This is a genomic window from Paraclostridium bifermentans (assembly GCF_964259345.1).
Lineage (GTDB): Bacteria > Bacillota > Clostridia > Peptostreptococcales > Peptostreptococcaceae > Paraclostridium > Paraclostridium bifermentans_B.
This window is the reverse complement of the sequence record NZ_CAXVJR010000008.1, coordinates 67605-83058: the sequence shown is the minus strand read 5'-3', so window position 1 is coordinate 83058 and position 15454 is coordinate 67605. Positions and strand designations below refer to the sequence as shown.

Annotated in this window: 11 protein-coding genes and 1 riboswitch; all 11 genes read left to right on the top strand. The window is 28.2% G+C overall.

Features of this window, described 5'->3' with window-relative positions; genetic code table 11:
- Positions 1-59: 59 nt before the first annotated feature.
- The 11 genes from ACEXNK_RS14755 to guaB all read left to right on the top strand — a co-directional run bounded on the left by ACEXNK_RS14755 (position 60) and on the right by guaB (position 15453).
- Positions 60-935: a DNA-3-methyladenine glycosylase family protein gene (locus ACEXNK_RS14755; protein WP_373599884.1), complete on the top strand. Its 876-nt coding sequence runs from the start codon at positions 60-62 to the stop codon at positions 933-935.
- 14 nt (positions 936-949) lie between these two features.
- Positions 950-2440, top strand: a complete 1491-nt coding sequence (gene cls, locus ACEXNK_RS14750) for a cardiolipin synthase (protein WP_373599885.1) — start codon at positions 950-952, stop codon at positions 2438-2440.
- A 197-nt stretch (positions 2441-2637) separates the two neighbouring features.
- Entirely contained in the window at positions 2638-2922 is a 285-nt protein-coding gene (groES, locus tag ACEXNK_RS14745) for a co-chaperone GroES (RefSeq protein ID WP_373599886.1), read from the top strand.
- Positions 2923-2943: 21 nt separating this feature from the next.
- Complete coding sequence (gene groL, locus ACEXNK_RS14740) at positions 2944-4566, top strand: chaperonin GroEL (protein WP_373599887.1); 1623 nt, start codon at positions 2944-2946, stop codon at positions 4564-4566.
- Positions 4567-4831: 265 nt separating this feature from the next.
- Positions 4832-9793: an MSCRAMM family protein gene (locus ACEXNK_RS14735; RefSeq protein WP_373599888.1), complete on the top strand. Its 4962-nt coding sequence runs from the start codon at positions 4832-4834 to the stop codon at positions 9791-9793.
- A gap of 154 nt (positions 9794-9947) precedes the next feature.
- Positions 9948-10619 (top strand): NAD(P)/FAD-dependent oxidoreductase, encoded by a 672-nt coding sequence (locus ACEXNK_RS14730; protein WP_373599889.1) that lies wholly within the window; start codon positions 9948-9950, stop codon positions 10617-10619.
- 253 nt (positions 10620-10872) lie between these two features.
- The gene (gene larB / locus ACEXNK_RS14725) at positions 10873-11616 is read left to right on the top strand and encodes a nickel pincer cofactor biosynthesis protein LarB (RefSeq protein ID WP_373599890.1); all 744 of its coding nucleotides are present in this window, start codon (positions 10873-10875) and stop codon (positions 11614-11616) included.
- A 32-nt stretch (positions 11617-11648) separates the two neighbouring features.
- Entirely contained in the window at positions 11649-12419 is a 771-nt protein-coding gene (locus ACEXNK_RS14720) for a nitroreductase family protein (protein ID WP_373599891.1), read from the top strand.
- Positions 12420-12436: 17 nt separating this feature from the next.
- The gene (gene larC / locus ACEXNK_RS14715; protein WP_373599892.1) at positions 12437-13174 is read left to right on the top strand and encodes a nickel pincer cofactor biosynthesis protein LarC; all 738 of its coding nucleotides are present in this window, start codon (positions 12437-12439) and stop codon (positions 13172-13174) included.
- 29 nt (positions 13175-13203) lie between these two features.
- Positions 13204-13608 carry a nickel insertion protein gene (gene larC / locus ACEXNK_RS14710; protein WP_373599893.1) on the top strand — a complete coding sequence of 135 codons (405 nt, stop codon included), beginning with the start codon at positions 13204-13206 and terminating at the stop codon, positions 13606-13608.
- A gap of 63 nt (positions 13609-13671) precedes the next feature.
- Positions 13672-13773: riboswitch (purine riboswitch) on the top strand.
- Between the two features lie 216 nt (positions 13774-13989).
- Complete coding sequence (guaB, locus tag ACEXNK_RS14705) at positions 13990-15453, top strand: IMP dehydrogenase (protein ID WP_373599894.1); 1464 nt, start codon at positions 13990-13992, stop codon at positions 15451-15453.
- The last annotated feature ends 1 nt before the right edge of the window (position 15454 follow it).

Sequence of the window (15454 nt, the reverse complement as noted above, 5' to 3'; positions counted from 1 at the left end):
AATTTAATGAAATATGGGTAAAATGAAAGGTATAAGTGTAAATTGAAGGGAGTTTTAAAATGAAAATATACGAAAATAAAAATACAGTTATACTAGAGGGTGTATCAGATTTTGATCCAAAGCATATATTTGAATGTGGGCAATGCTTTAGATGGAAGGTTCAAGATGATGGCTCTTATACTGGAGTAGCAAAAGGAAGAGTTATAAACGTATCGAGAGAAGGAGATACAGTTTATTTAAAGAATACTAATTTAGAGGATTTTAATAAAATTTGGAAAGAATATTTTGATTTAGATACAGATTATGCGCAAATAAAAAATGAATTAAGAAAAATGGATGAATACTTAGAAAAAGCTACAGAGTTTGGATGGGGAATAAGGTTATTAAAACAAGATCCATGGGAAATGATAATTTCATTTATAATATCATCTAACAATAGAATTCCTATGATACAAAAAGCTATAGCTAATTTATCTAGAGAATATGGTACATATATAGGAGAATACGGTGGTGTAGATTACTATGATTTTCCAACCCCAGAACAACTGAATAATGCATCTGTAGAAGAAATAAGAGCTTGTTCTACAGGTTTTAGAGATAAATATATAAAATCTACAACAGAATCTGTTATAAACAATAATGATGATGTTTATGAATATTTCAAACTAGATACTGAAGATTGCAGAAAAGAACTTATGAAATTTAATGGAATAGGTCCTAAAGTATGTGATTGTATAGCATTATTTGGAATGCAAAAGTATGATACTTTTCCAGTAGACGTATGGGTAAAAAGAGTTATGCAAGAATTTTATGTAGAAGATGATATGAGTTTACCGAAAATTAGAAAATACGCTATAGATAAATTTGGAGAACTTTCTGGATTTGCACAACAATATTTATTCTATTATGCACGAGAGTTAGGTATAGGCAGATAATTAAAGGAGGTAGTATGGGTGTTTTAGACATAATATTACTAAGTTATGTAGCTATATCTTATATAGCAAGTATTATAGTATCGATTAATATAATACTTCAAAATAGAGATCCAGCAAAAACTATGGCATGGCTATTGATATTTATATTACTACCAGGTATAGGGTTATTAATATATGCAGTTTTAGGTAGAAATATAAGAAAACACAAGATATTTAAAACACAAAAGCTAGCAACAAATATAAAAGAAAATAATTTATTTAAAAATATGGAGTCCATAGAAGAACTAGTTGAACTTGAACAGCAAGCGATAAAAGATAAAAAACTAATAAATGATAATAATTATGAAGGTATAAAGAAAAAAGTCATAAGCCTTCTTTTGAACACTGGAAAATTTCCATTTACAACAAATAATACAGTGGATTTATTTATTGATGGTAATGAAAAATTCGAACGATTATTAAAAGATATCGAGTCTGCGAAAGATCATATTCACTTAGAATATTTTATAATAAAAGATAGTGATATAGGTAGAAAGCTAAAAAATCTATTAATAAAGAAAGCTAAAGAAGGTATAACTATAAAAATATTATATGATGATGTTGGTTGCTGGAGATTTTGGTTTCATAGAGGATATTTTAGAGAAATGAAATCTGTTGGAATAGAAATAGTTCCATTTTTACCTGCTAAATTTCCTATAATAGGAGGAAAAATTAATTATAGAAATCATCGTAAAATAGCTATAATAGATGGTTATATAGGATATACAGGAGGAATAAATGTTGGAGATGAGTATATGGGTAAGAATAAAAAGTTTGGATACTGGAGAGATACCCATATAAGAATAGAAGGTAGTTCTGTATATATGTTACAAATGGTATTTTTAACTGATTGGTATTATACAACTCAAAAAGTATCGTTTGAAGAAAGATTTTTTCCTAAATTAGATGATAAAGGTAACTCTATGATACAAGTTGTTGCAACTGGTCCAGATAGCGATTGGGAGGCTATACACTATGCTTATTTTTCAGCTATATGTAACGCCAAAAAGCGGGTATATATAGAAACTCCATATTTTATACCGGATGAAAGTTTATTAAGGGCATTGAAAAGTGCAGCTCTTAGTGGTGTTGATGTAAGAATTATTTTTCCAAGTATAGCAGATCATAAAATAGTTCATCATGCATCTTACTCCTATTTTGATGATATTTTAAGGTCAGGGGGAAAAGTTTACTTATATAAAAAAGGGTTTATACATTCAAAAGTAGTAATTATAGATGATAAGATTTCATCAACTGGTTCTGCAAATATGGACTTAAGAAGCTTTATGCTTAATTTTGAAATAAATGCATTTATGTATGATGAAAAAATAATAAAAAAAATAACAGAAGATTTCTTTGAAGATATAAAAAATAGTGAAGAAATTGATTTGAATGATTTTGCAAAAAGGCCTTTTATAAAAAAATGGATAGAGTCAGTAGCTAGATTATTTTCACCAATGTTATAGAACTTATATATAAGTATGCGAGGAATTATGTCAATAAAAGTAAATATTCCTCGCATAAAAAATGTATAAAATACAATTAAAGCTATTGAAAAATAAAAAGATTTGATATATTATAAAATTATTAGCAGTCTATAAATAAGAGTGATAAAAAGGTTAATAAAAATTTACATATATAAATTTCATTAGGAGGGATAATTATGAAAATAAGACCATTGGCTGACAGAGTAGTAATAAAGAAAGTTGAAGCTGAAGAAAGAACTGCAAGTGGTATAGTTTTACCTGGTGCAGCTAAAGAACAACCTCAAATGGCAGAGGTAGTAGAAGTAGGACCTGGTGGAATAGTAGATGGTAAAGAAGTAAAAATGGAGTTAAAAGTAGGAGATAAAGTGATCTTCTCTAAATATGCAGGAACAGAAGTTAAATTAGAAGGTCAAGAATATATAATATTAAAACAAAATGATATATTAGCAGTAGTTGAATAATTTTGAGGGAGGGTATTGAAAATGGCTAAAGAAATAAAATTCGCACAAGATTCAAGATCAGCTTTAGAGGCTGGTGTAAATAAATTAGCAGATACAGTAAAAGTAACATTAGGACCAAAAGGGAGAAATGTTATATTAGATAAAAAATTTGGAGCACCACTTATAACAAATGATGGGGTTACTATAGCTAAAGAAATAGAACTAGAAGATAGATTTGAAAATATGGGAGCACAATTAGTTAAGGAAGTTGCAACTAAGACTAACGATGTTGCTGGAGATGGAACTACAACTGCAACTGTACTTGCTCAAGCTATAATAAGAGAAGGATTAAAAAATGTTACAGCAGGAGCAAACCCAGTACTTTTAAGAAAAGGAATACAAAAAGCTGTAGAAGTATCTGTTGAAGAGTTAAAGAAACAATCAAGAACTATAGAAACTAAGGAATCTATATCTCAAGTTGCATCTATATCAGCTGGAGATGAAGAAGTAGGAAACTTAATAGCAGAAGCTATGGAAATAGTAGGAAAAGATGGAGTTATAACTGTTGAAGAATCTAAAACAATGCATACTGAATTAGATGCTGTTGAAGGTATGCAATTTGATAGAGGATTTGTTTCTGCATATATGGTAACAGATGTAGATAAAATGGAAGCAGTTTTAAATGATCCATATATATTAATAACAGATAGAAAGATAACTAACATACAAGATATATTACCTGTACTTGAGCAAATAGTTCAACAAGGTAAGAAGTTATTAATAGTAGCTGAGGATGTAGAAGGAGAAGCATTATCTACACTAGTTGTTAATAAATTAAGAGGAACTTTCGAGGTTGTAGCTGTTAAAGCTCCTGGATTTGGAGATAGAAGAAAAGCTATGCTTGAAGATATAGCTATACTTACAGGAGGAACTGTTATATCTGAAGAATTAGGATATGATTTAAAAGATGCTGATTTATCTATGTTAGGTAGAGCAGGTTCTGTAAAAGTTACAAAAGAGAACACAACTATAGTTGATGGAGCTGGAGATAAAAAAGCTATAGAAGATAGAGTTTCTCAAATTAAGAATCAAATAGAGCAAACTACTTCTGAGTTTGATACTGAAAAGTTAATGGAAAGATTAGCTAAACTTGCTGGTGGAGTAGCTGTTATAAAAGTTGGAGCTGCTACAGAAGTTGAAATGAAAGAAAGAAAATTAAGAATAGAAGATGCATTAAATGCAACAAGAGCAGCTGTAGAAGAAGGTATAGTTGCTGGTGGAGGTACTGCGCTTGTTAGTGTAATACCAGTTGTGGATAAATTAATAGAAGAGCTTGAAGGAGAACTTCAAGTTGGAGCTAAAATAATAAGAAGATCTTTAGAAGAGCCATTAAGACAAATAGCGACTAATGCAGGTCTTGAAGGAGCTGTTATAATACAAAAGGTTATAAATGAAGAAGCTGAAATAGGATTTGATGCTTTAAATGAAAAATACGTTAATATGATAGATGAAGGAATAGTAGACCCAACTAAGGTTACTAGAAGTGCTTTACAAAATGCTGCATCTATAGCAGGAGTATTCTTAACTACAGAAGCTGCAGTAGCAGATCTTCCTGAGAGTGAACCAATGCCTGGAATGGGTGGAGGAATGCCCCCAATGATGTAGGGAATTAAATATTAAAAAGAGATTGATTAATTAATTAATCAATCTCTTTTTTTATGCGTATTAAAATTCTGAATTTATAAATAAAATAACTAATAAAATAAAAATTTAAAAATAGTATAAAGTTAAAAATACTTTTTACGTACATATAACTGTCTGATGTGAGAGGAAATTTATGTATACTAAATTTTCTGAAATAATAAATAAAAATTATATTACATTATGAACCAACAAAAACATAAATGCATGTAAGAAAAGGAGACAGTTTATGAAAAGAAAGAATTTAGCATTTATAAGCATGGTGATGATCTTTACACTAATAATTAATATTATCTCACCTCAATTAGTTGTATTTGCAAATACTCCAGATTTAAGTCTAAGTATTACTACTAATCCTAGTAGTGGAGTATTAAATTCAGAAAATGATATTAAAATAATTATAAATTATAAGATATCAAATTATAGTGTTGAAGATGGAGATAAAATTTCTATTAAACTCCCCAATATACTAAAAGACGCAAAGGTGGATTTCCCCAAAAAACATTTTAAAGATAAGGGAACATCTACACAAACATCAGATGGAATAGTATATGAGGCTACTTTTGGAAATCAAATTAAATATGCTGTACAAGGATTTGTAAAGATAGTAGCAAAAGCGGAAGATGTAAAAGTAGCTACAAAAGGCAAAATAGCAGTTGATATAGAGGGAATAAAATCTGAGAAAGAGATTATGGTCAATCCAAAACCCATACCCCCGCCACCAAAGCCACCAGAACCTCCAAAACCAATAGAAATACCAGATAGATATTTATATAAAACAGTGAATACTACTACTATACAAAAGCCTTCTATAGGAAGGGTGTTAAATTATACATTGTATGTAAATGAAAAATTTGCAAATATAAATGATGCTAAACTAGAAGATACAATACCGAGTTCTTTAAAGTTTCTAGAAAATACTGCTAGAGTATATATAATTGATAATTATGGTAAAAAACAAGATGTAACAAGTAGTATACCTAAAAAGTATGAAAATGGAACATTTAAGGCTTACTTTGGAAAAATAAATTCTAGATACGAAGTAAGATATTCATGTGAAGTAATAAAGCAAGAAGCATCATATTTAAATGAAGCTACACTATATGATGGAAGTAGTGAATTAGAAGAGAGCTCAGCTAAAGTAGATACTTATATAAATGATGATATTATAGATAAAGTTAATAAAGTATATAGAGTAGATGATAGAGGTAATAGAAATGCTATTCCAGCAGTAGAAACTATAGGAAATCAAGTGGACTATGTTATAGATATTAACAGAAACTTCCATGAAGTTAAAAATGTTAATATATTTGATGAGTTACCGGAAGATACAAGTATAGTTCCGGGATCACTGAAAATAGTTACTGTAGATGTTAAAAACCATTATACTAATGTAACAGATAAATTTAAAGGTAAGATAGTCGACAAAGATGGAAATATAAATATGTATGTAGGCGACACTAATTATTGGTATAAAGTTTATTACACATTGAGGATAGATGATATACACAGAATATACAATAACAAAGCAACAGTTACCGCAGATAGAATAAATCAAACAACAGTATGCCCAGCTAGATTACAAAGCGGACCAGGTGCATTAAATGCATGGAAAGAGGTAGACAAAAAAGTTGTAGATAAAAATGGCGATCAGACAGTTACCTACAATATAGTTTTTGATAGTGAAGGATTCTTTGATAAGGGAAATATAAAAATATCTGACAAAATTAATCCATACGTTAAAATACTAAAAGTAGAGCCATCTGAACAATTTAGTGTAAGTGTGGATAAAAGTACAAATACAGTAAATATAGTAAATGATAAAAAAGATATAAAATACGGAGAAGTATCTCAGATAAAAATAGTAACAGACTTTACGGGTGTAGAAGAAGGAACGACTATAGAAAATGTAGCTAAAATAAAAGTAGGGTCTGAATCAGTTAACACCAGATCGGTATATACTAAAAAAGGTTATAGATTTAAAGCAACTAAAATAGATGCTATAAATAAAACTGGATTAAAAAATGTTAAATTCCAATTACTAGATAGTTCTAAAAAGCTTATAAAAAGCATTGAAAGTGATGAAAATGGGATTATAACATCTCCAATAGACAAACCAGGGAATTATTACATAAAAGAAATACAAACCATAGATGGATACAAATTAGATAGCAAAGAAATAAAACTTACAGTAAAACCAGAAGATCTAGGAACGGCAGTAGATTTAGGTTGCATAAAAAATGAAAGATTAAACCATACATTTACCATTGTAAATATTGATAAAAATGATAAAAATAAATTCTTATCAAATTCTAAATTTACTATAAAAAATATTAATGATAAAGAGGTAGGCCAAATAAGTACTAACTATAAAGGAATTGGAAGTTTAGAGTTGCCACCAGGAGATTATACAGTTGTTCAAACTAAACCACCTAAAGGTTATATAATTAATAATGAAAAAAAAGAATTTACTATAAAGATAGGTAAAGACTGTGATGTAAAGCTTGAAATAGATAATTCTATAATAAGAGGGAATTTAGAAATAACTAATATAGATAAAAACAACAGTAGTATTTTACTAGAAGGTACAGATATCAAGTTATTTGACAAGAATAAAAAAGAGATATCAGAGAGTAAGACAGATGATGAAGGAAAAGTAGTATTTAATAACTTAGAATATGGAAATTATTATTACAAAGAAATAAAAGTTCCTAAAGAATATGTTATAGACAATAATTACTACTCAATTAATATTGAGTCAAACAACACTACATTAAAAAGAACCATAAAAAATAATATGATAAAGGGTAGTTTAGAGATAACTAAGTTAGATTCAGACACAAAAAAAGCATTAGCAGGAGTAGAGTTTACCTTGCTAGATAAAGATAATAATGAGTTAGAAAAGAAAACTACAGATAAAGAAGGTAAGGTAGTATTTGATAATTTAATATATGGAAATTACTATTACAAAGAAAGTAAAGGTATAGAAGGATATGTAGAAAATAACAATCTGTATCCAATTAAGATTAAAAATAATAATGAAGTAATAGAAAAAATAGTAGAGAATGACAAAATAAAAGGAAGTTTAGAAATAACAAAAACTGATTCTATAAGTAAAGAACTTTTAAAAGATGTTCAGTTTGTAATTTTCGATGAAAATAATAAAGAAATATCAAGAGCAACTACAAATACTGAAGGTAAAGCTATTATTTATGATATAGAATACGGTAAATACTATTTTAAAGAAGTGAAGGCTTTAGAAGGTTATGTTATAAATGATAAGAAGTATGAATTTGAAATAGAAACTAACAATCAAAAAGTAGAAAAAGTAGTTGAAAATGATAAAATCAGAGGTTATTTCCAACTATTTATATTAGACAATAATAAAAAAGGTGTAGAAGGCATAGAAGTTGAAATATACAACTCTAAAAAGGAGCCTATAGGTAAATTTACATCAGGTAAAGATGGGGTAATTGAATTAGATGACTTAGAATATGGAAACTATTACTATAAAGAAATCTCAGTACCTCAAGGCTATGTAATAAATAGTAATATGCAGTTGTTTTCTATAAAAGAAGATAACCAGGTTGTAAAAAATAATAATTCTAAAGACTTAATAAAGGGAGATTTAGAATTAAGTAAAATAGATTCAAAGAGTAAAAAACCATTAGTAGGAGTAGAATTTACTTTATTAGATAAAGACAAAAAAGAGATAGAAAAGAAAACTACTGATAAAACAGGGAAAGTAGTATTTGAAAATTTAGTATACGGAACATATTACTATAAAGAAAGTAAAACTATAGAAGGCTATGTAGAAAATGATAATATGTATCCAGTTAAAATTGAAAACAACGATGAAGTAATTAAAAAAACAGTAGAAAATGAAAAAATAAAAGGAAATCTAGAGATAACAAAAGTAGATTCAGAAAGTAAAGAACCTTTAAAAGGTGTTGAATTTACAGTGTTTGATAAAAATAACAAAGAGGTTTCAAAGTTGACTACAGATGATGAAGGAAAAGTTGTGTTTAATAACTTAGAATATGGAAACTACTATTATAAAGAAACAAAATCATTAGAAGGATATGTTGAGAATAATAATAAATATGATTTTGAAATAAAAACAAAAAATCAGATCGTAGTAAAAACAATAGAAAATAATAAAATTATAGGAGGATTCCAACTATATATATTAGATCATAATAAAAAAGGTATAGAAGGAATTGGAGTTGAAATATATAATTCTGAAAAACAAATAATAGAAAAATTAACTACAGATAAATCTGGAAAAGTTGAATTAAGTAATTTAGAATATGGTCAATACTACTACAAAGAAATTTCAGGTCCAATAGGATATATAATAAATGATAGTATGCATCCATTTTTTATAAGGGAAGACAATGAAATTGTAAAAAACAACAATACTGAAGACAAAATAAAAGGAAGTTTAGAAATAACAAAAATAGATTCAGAAAGTAAAGAGCCTTTAAAAGGTGTTGAATTTACGGTATTTGATAAAAATGATAAAGAAATTTCGAAATTAACTACAAATGATAAAGGTATAGTTGTATTTAATAATTTAGAATATGGATATTATTATTGCAAAGAAACAAAATTATTAGAAGGATACCTTAAAAATAATAATAAATATGATTTTGAAATAAAAACAAATAATCAAAAAGTAACTAAAAAAGTAGAAAATAATGAAATAGATGGAGATTTTGAGCTTTATATATCTAATCCTAATAATAAGGGTATAGAAGGTATAACTGTAGATGTTTATAATGATGATAAAAAACTTATAGAAGAATTAGCTACAGATAGAAATGGTAAAATTGAAGTAGAGAATTTAGACTATGGAAACTATTATTACAAGGAAGTTAAAGTTCCCAAAGGATATAAGTTAGATACAAAAATATATGAGTTTAAAATAACTTCAGAAAATCAAGTTGTGAAAAAGTCAAATACAAATGAAATGATTACACAAAATAAAGAAGAAAATAATAGTATAAAAATTAAAGAAATAAATGAAACTACAAATAATAAAGAAGAAAATAAAATAAAAATCAATACTGAAAATAAAGTAAAACATAATGGACCACAAACAGGAGATAGTAACATATTACCTTATATAAGTCTATTTATTTTATCATCATTAAGTATTGTAGTTAGTATAAATAAAAAATACTATTAAATTAGATTAAGTACAAAGAAAGATAGATTTTAAAAATTAAAATCTATCTTTCTTTATTTGTAACAGAAGTTACGTCTAAAAATTGAAATTACTGGTATAATAAACTATAAAATAATGAAATACGTTAAATAAAAATTTAGGAGTGTAATAAATCATGGGTAATTATGGGAACTTACAAAAAATAAAAGATGGAAAAAGAACTTATGGAATAACTCCTCATATACCAGGAGGATTTGTACTTCCAGAAACTCTTATAAAAATAGCAGAAGTTGCAAAAAAATATAAAGGGGTTCTGAAATTAACATCAGGACAAAGAATTCTTATAACTAATCTTAGAGAAGAAGACTTAGAAAATATATGGGATGAATTAGGAATGGAGCCTGCTGTAAAAAATCAGTACTCTGTAAAAAATGTTGAGATGTGTCCTGCAAATTATTGTAAAAGATCAAAATATCCTACGATAGGTATAGGGATGAAAATAAGTAAGAATTTACATGGAATGCCATTGCCAAATAGAACTAAGATAGGTGTAGCAGGATGTAGAAATGCGTGTACAAGTGTATATTCAAAGGATGTAGGTGTTATAGTTGATATAGATGGAAAATTTTTCATAACAGTTGGAGGTAGCGCAGGTTTTAATCCAAGACAAGCTGATATTTTAGTAAAGGGGCTTTCAGAAAAAGAAGCGTATGAAGTAGTAAAATCAACTTTAGAATATTATAATGAGCATGCTCAAATGGGAGAAAAATTAGGTGAGTTTATAGATAGAATAAGTATAGATTGTTTCAAAGCGGATATATTGAAAAATTTAAATATGCAAGAATAGTATGTTAATAAGACCTTTTAAAGGTCTTTTTTTACGCTTAAAAAATAAATGCTTATTGATGCATTTTAAAAGATATGCATATCAATAGTTGGACTTTAATTGTAAAAAGTATTTTTAAACAATGAATGAAGTTGTTGTAATATTAGATAAGGGGAATTTTTATTTAAAGAATTATAATATTGCTTTACTAGAAAACGAAACTTCAGTATGTTAAAATTATTATAAAATAAACACATATTAATGGGGGTAGCTTATGGATATTAGAGATTTGCTTGAAAAAGTTAAAAATGATGATATTGATATAGATTTAGCAATGGATAAATTAAAAAACTTACCGTATGAAGATATAGGATATGCAAATATTGACCATCATAGACAAATAAGAAATGGATATCCAGAAGTTATATATTGTGAGGGAAAAAGTGATGAACATATATTAGGAATTATAAAAAGGATGAATGAAAAAGGATCTAATATATTAGGAACTAGATGCAAAAAAGAAACTTATGAAAAAGTTAAGAAAGTATATCCTAATTGTGAGTATGAAGAGCTTTCAAAAATATTAAAGTTGCAAAATAAACCTATAGAAAATGTAGGTAAAGGAAAAATCGTTGTTGTTACAGGAGGTACATCTGATATTCCTGTAGCAGATGAAGCTTACTATACAGCTAAATTTTTAGGCAATGAAGTGGAAAGAGTATATGATGTAGGTGTAGCAGGAATACATAGATTATTAAATAAAATGAATATAATTCAATCAGCTAGAGTATTAATAGTTGTGGCAGGAATGGAAGGTGCATTACCTAGTGTTGTAGGAGGATTAGTTGATGTACCAGTTATAGCAGTTCCAACATCTGTAGGTTATGGTGCTAATTTTGGAGGATTATCAGCTCTTTTAACGATGTTAAATAGCTGTGCTTCAGGTATATCTGTAGTTAATATAGACAATGGATTTGGAGCTGGATATTTAGCTGCTACAATAAATAAATTAGACTAATAGCTAGTGTGAAATGAAAAGGAGTGTTAGATGTGAAGCTTGATAGGCTATGGGTTGATGCCATTCAAAAAAGATGTTCTAGAAGAACTTACAAAGCAAAAGAAATTAGTATTTTTGATATAGAGAATATGAATAGTCTTATACAAAAAATAAATGAAGAATCTGGTCTTAATTTTCAATTTATAAAAAATGGAAAAGATGCGTTCAAAGGATTCAAAAGCTCATATGGGGTTTTAAGTGGAGTTAATTCATTTATAGCACTAGTTGGAGGCAAAGATATAGATAATTTAGATGAAAAAATAGGGTACTATGGAGAGATGGTAGTATTAGAAGCTACAAGTATGGGACTTGGAACTTGCTGGGTAGGGGGAACATATAACAAATCAGAATGTATCAATTATATAGATATAGGCGAAAATGAAGATTTAAGGTGCATAATAACTATAGGTTATACAGAAAAGGAAAAATCAGTAAAAGAAAAATTTATATGCAAATTAAATAAGAGTAAAAAAGATTATAAAGATATGCTAATTAACTATAATACTTACACTCCTGATGTAATTAAGCAAGGCATATATTTTGCTCTAAAAGCTCCATCAGCACTTAATAAAAAACCTGTTGGATATGAATATAAAAATAATGTAGTTAAGGTTTACAATACTAAAGAAAATCATGGCTATGAAAAAATTGATTTAGGTATATCTATGTTACATTTTGAATTAGGAGTATATTCAAGAGGATATAAAGGTAAATGGCTTTTAAATAATGGAATAAATGAATTTAAAATAGACAAGCAAATATAAAGATGGGAGAGTAAATTATGTTAGAGGAAAGAGTTTTATATTTTGATATAGTAAATGGAATTTCAGGGGATATGACAATTGCTAGTTTACTTAACTTAGGGGTACCTACAGAAATGTTTTTAGAAGAAATGGAAAAATTAAATTTAGGAGATGAATTTAATATAGAGATAAAATCTAAAAATGAAAGCGGAATAGTTGGAACCACTGTAAATGTTGTAGCAAAAGAAGCACATGCCCATAGACACCTAGTAGATGTTTTTGAAATAATAGATAATTCAACTTTAAAAGATAATATAAAAGAGCGTGCAAAAAAAATATTTATGACTATAGGAGAAGCAGAGGCTAAGGTTCATGGAACGACTATAGATAAGATACATTTTCATGAAGTAGGAGCTATAGACTCTATAGTTGATATAGTAGGATGCTCTATTTTAATAGATTTGCTAAATATAGATAGAATATATGCAAGTTGTGTACCTGTAGGGTCTGGATTTGTAAAATGCGATCATGGAATTATGCCAGTTCCGGCACCTGCGACTATAGAAATACTAAAGGGAGTACCTGTTAAATTAAACACTGTTAAAGGAGAATGTACAACTCCTACAGGAGCAGCAATAGTAAAAACTTTATGTGATGAATTCATAGAAGTGTTAGAATTTGAAGTAGATCAAATAGGATATGGAATAGGTCATAAAAAATTTGAAATACCTAATATGTTAAGGACTATTTTGGGTATAAAAAAAAAGAGGAAGTAATATATGAAATAAATGCTAATATAGATGATATGTCTTCTGAAATTTTTTCATACTTATATGAAAAACTTATAGAAGAGGGAGCATTAGATGTATATACAGAAAGTATATATATGAAAAAGAACAGACCTGCTATTAAATTATCTGTATTATGCAAAAAAGTACATTTAGAAAAGTTTATAGAAATTATATTAATAGAAACAAGTACATTTGGAATTAGATATCAAAGATATAATCGAGAGATACTTTCAAGAAAATTTGAGAAAATAGAGTGTGAATATGGAGAAGTTACTGTAAAAATAGGTTATTATAAAAATAAAATCATAAAAGTTACACCAGAATATGAAGAATGTAGAATAATAGCTAAAAATGCTAATTTACCCATAAAAAACGTATATGATAGTATAAATTGCTCAATAAAAAATAAATTCCTATAAAAATGTTGACACAAGTTCGAAAATTTGATAAATTAATAAACAACTTATACAAATTGTATACAATATAGCAAATAAAAAATCACTCATATATACTCGGAAATATGGTCTGAGAGTCTCTACCGGGGTACCGAAAATATCCTGACTATGAGTGAAATTATTATAGCAAAACTCTATCATAATAAGTAAATTTATAGGCTGATTTAAATCCCTATAAGTTGGCTATAAAATAAAAGAGTTTTGGGAACCTGTATAGTAATTTCACTTATATAAAGAAGTTATTATACAGGTTTTTTTGTACACTTTTTTAGAATATAAAGTATAAAAATACTTGATTATATAAGAATAATAAATAATGTGAAAATAATGAAGGGGGCAACCGATATGGCAAAGATATTAAAAGAAGGGTTAACGTTTGACGATGTACTTTTAGTTCCTCAAAGATCAGAGGTATTACCAAAGGATGTTAGCACACAAACTCAATTAACAAAAACTATAAAGTTAAATATACCATTAATGAGTGCAGGTATGGATACTGTTACTGAATCTAAAATGGCAATCTCAATGGCAAGACAAGGTGGAATAGGAATAATTCACAAAAATATGTCAATAGAAGAGCAAGCTTTAGAAGTTGATAAAGTAAAAAGAAGTGAGAGTGGGGTTATAGTAGATCCATTCTATTTATCAAAAGACCATACAATACAAGATGCTGATGACATAATGGCGAGATATAAGATATCGGGTGTACCAATAGTAGATGACAATAATAAATTAATCGGAATAATAACAAATAGAGATATAAAATTTGAAGATGATTTTACTAAAAAAGTAGACGAGGTTATGACAAAAGAAAACCTAGTTACTGCAAAAGAAGGAATTAATTTAGTAGAAGCACAACAAATATTAAAGCAACATAAAATAGAGAAATTACCTCTAGTTGATGATGAAGGGCATTTAAAAGGATTAATAACTATAAAAGATATAGAGAAAAAGATACAATATCCAAACTCTGCTAAAGATGCTCAAGGTAGATTACTATGTGGAGCAGCTCTTGGAATAAGTGCTGACTTAATGGATAGAGTTGAAGCTTTAGTAAAGGCTAACGTAGATGTTGTTGTACTTGACAGTGCACATGGACATTCTATGGGTGTTATAAATGCACTTAAAATGGTTAAAGAAAAGTATCCTAATTTACAAGTTATAGCAGGAAATGTTGCTACAGCTAAAGCTACAGAAGACTTAATACAAGCTGGAGCAGACTGTGTTAAAGTAGGAATAGGACCTGGATCTATATGTACAACAAGAGTTGTTGCAGGAATAGGAGTTCCACAAGTAACGGCAGTTATGGACTGTGCAGAAGTTGGACATAAGTACGGAGTTCCAGTTATAGCTGATGGAGGAATAAAATTCTCTGGAGATATAGTGAAGGCTTTAGCAGCAGGAGCATCAATTTGTATGATGGGATCTATGTTCGCAGGAACAGAAGAAAGTCCAGGAGAAACTGTATTATATAGAGGTAGATCATATAAGACATATAGAGGTATGGGATCTATAGGAGCTATGGAAAAAGGATCTAAAGATAGATACTTCCAAAATGATGCTAAGAAATTAGTTCCTGAAGGTGTTGAAGGAATGGTTGCGTATAAAGGTAAAGCTGAAGATATAGTATACCAAATGATAGGTGGAATAAGAGCTGGTATGGGATATTGTGGAGCAGCTACAATAAAAGACTTAATGGAAAATGCGGAATTTATAAAAATAACAGCTGCATCATTAAAAGAAAGTCATCCACATGATATAACAATAACTAAAGAAGCACCAAATTACAGCACTCAAGGGGAGGTATAAA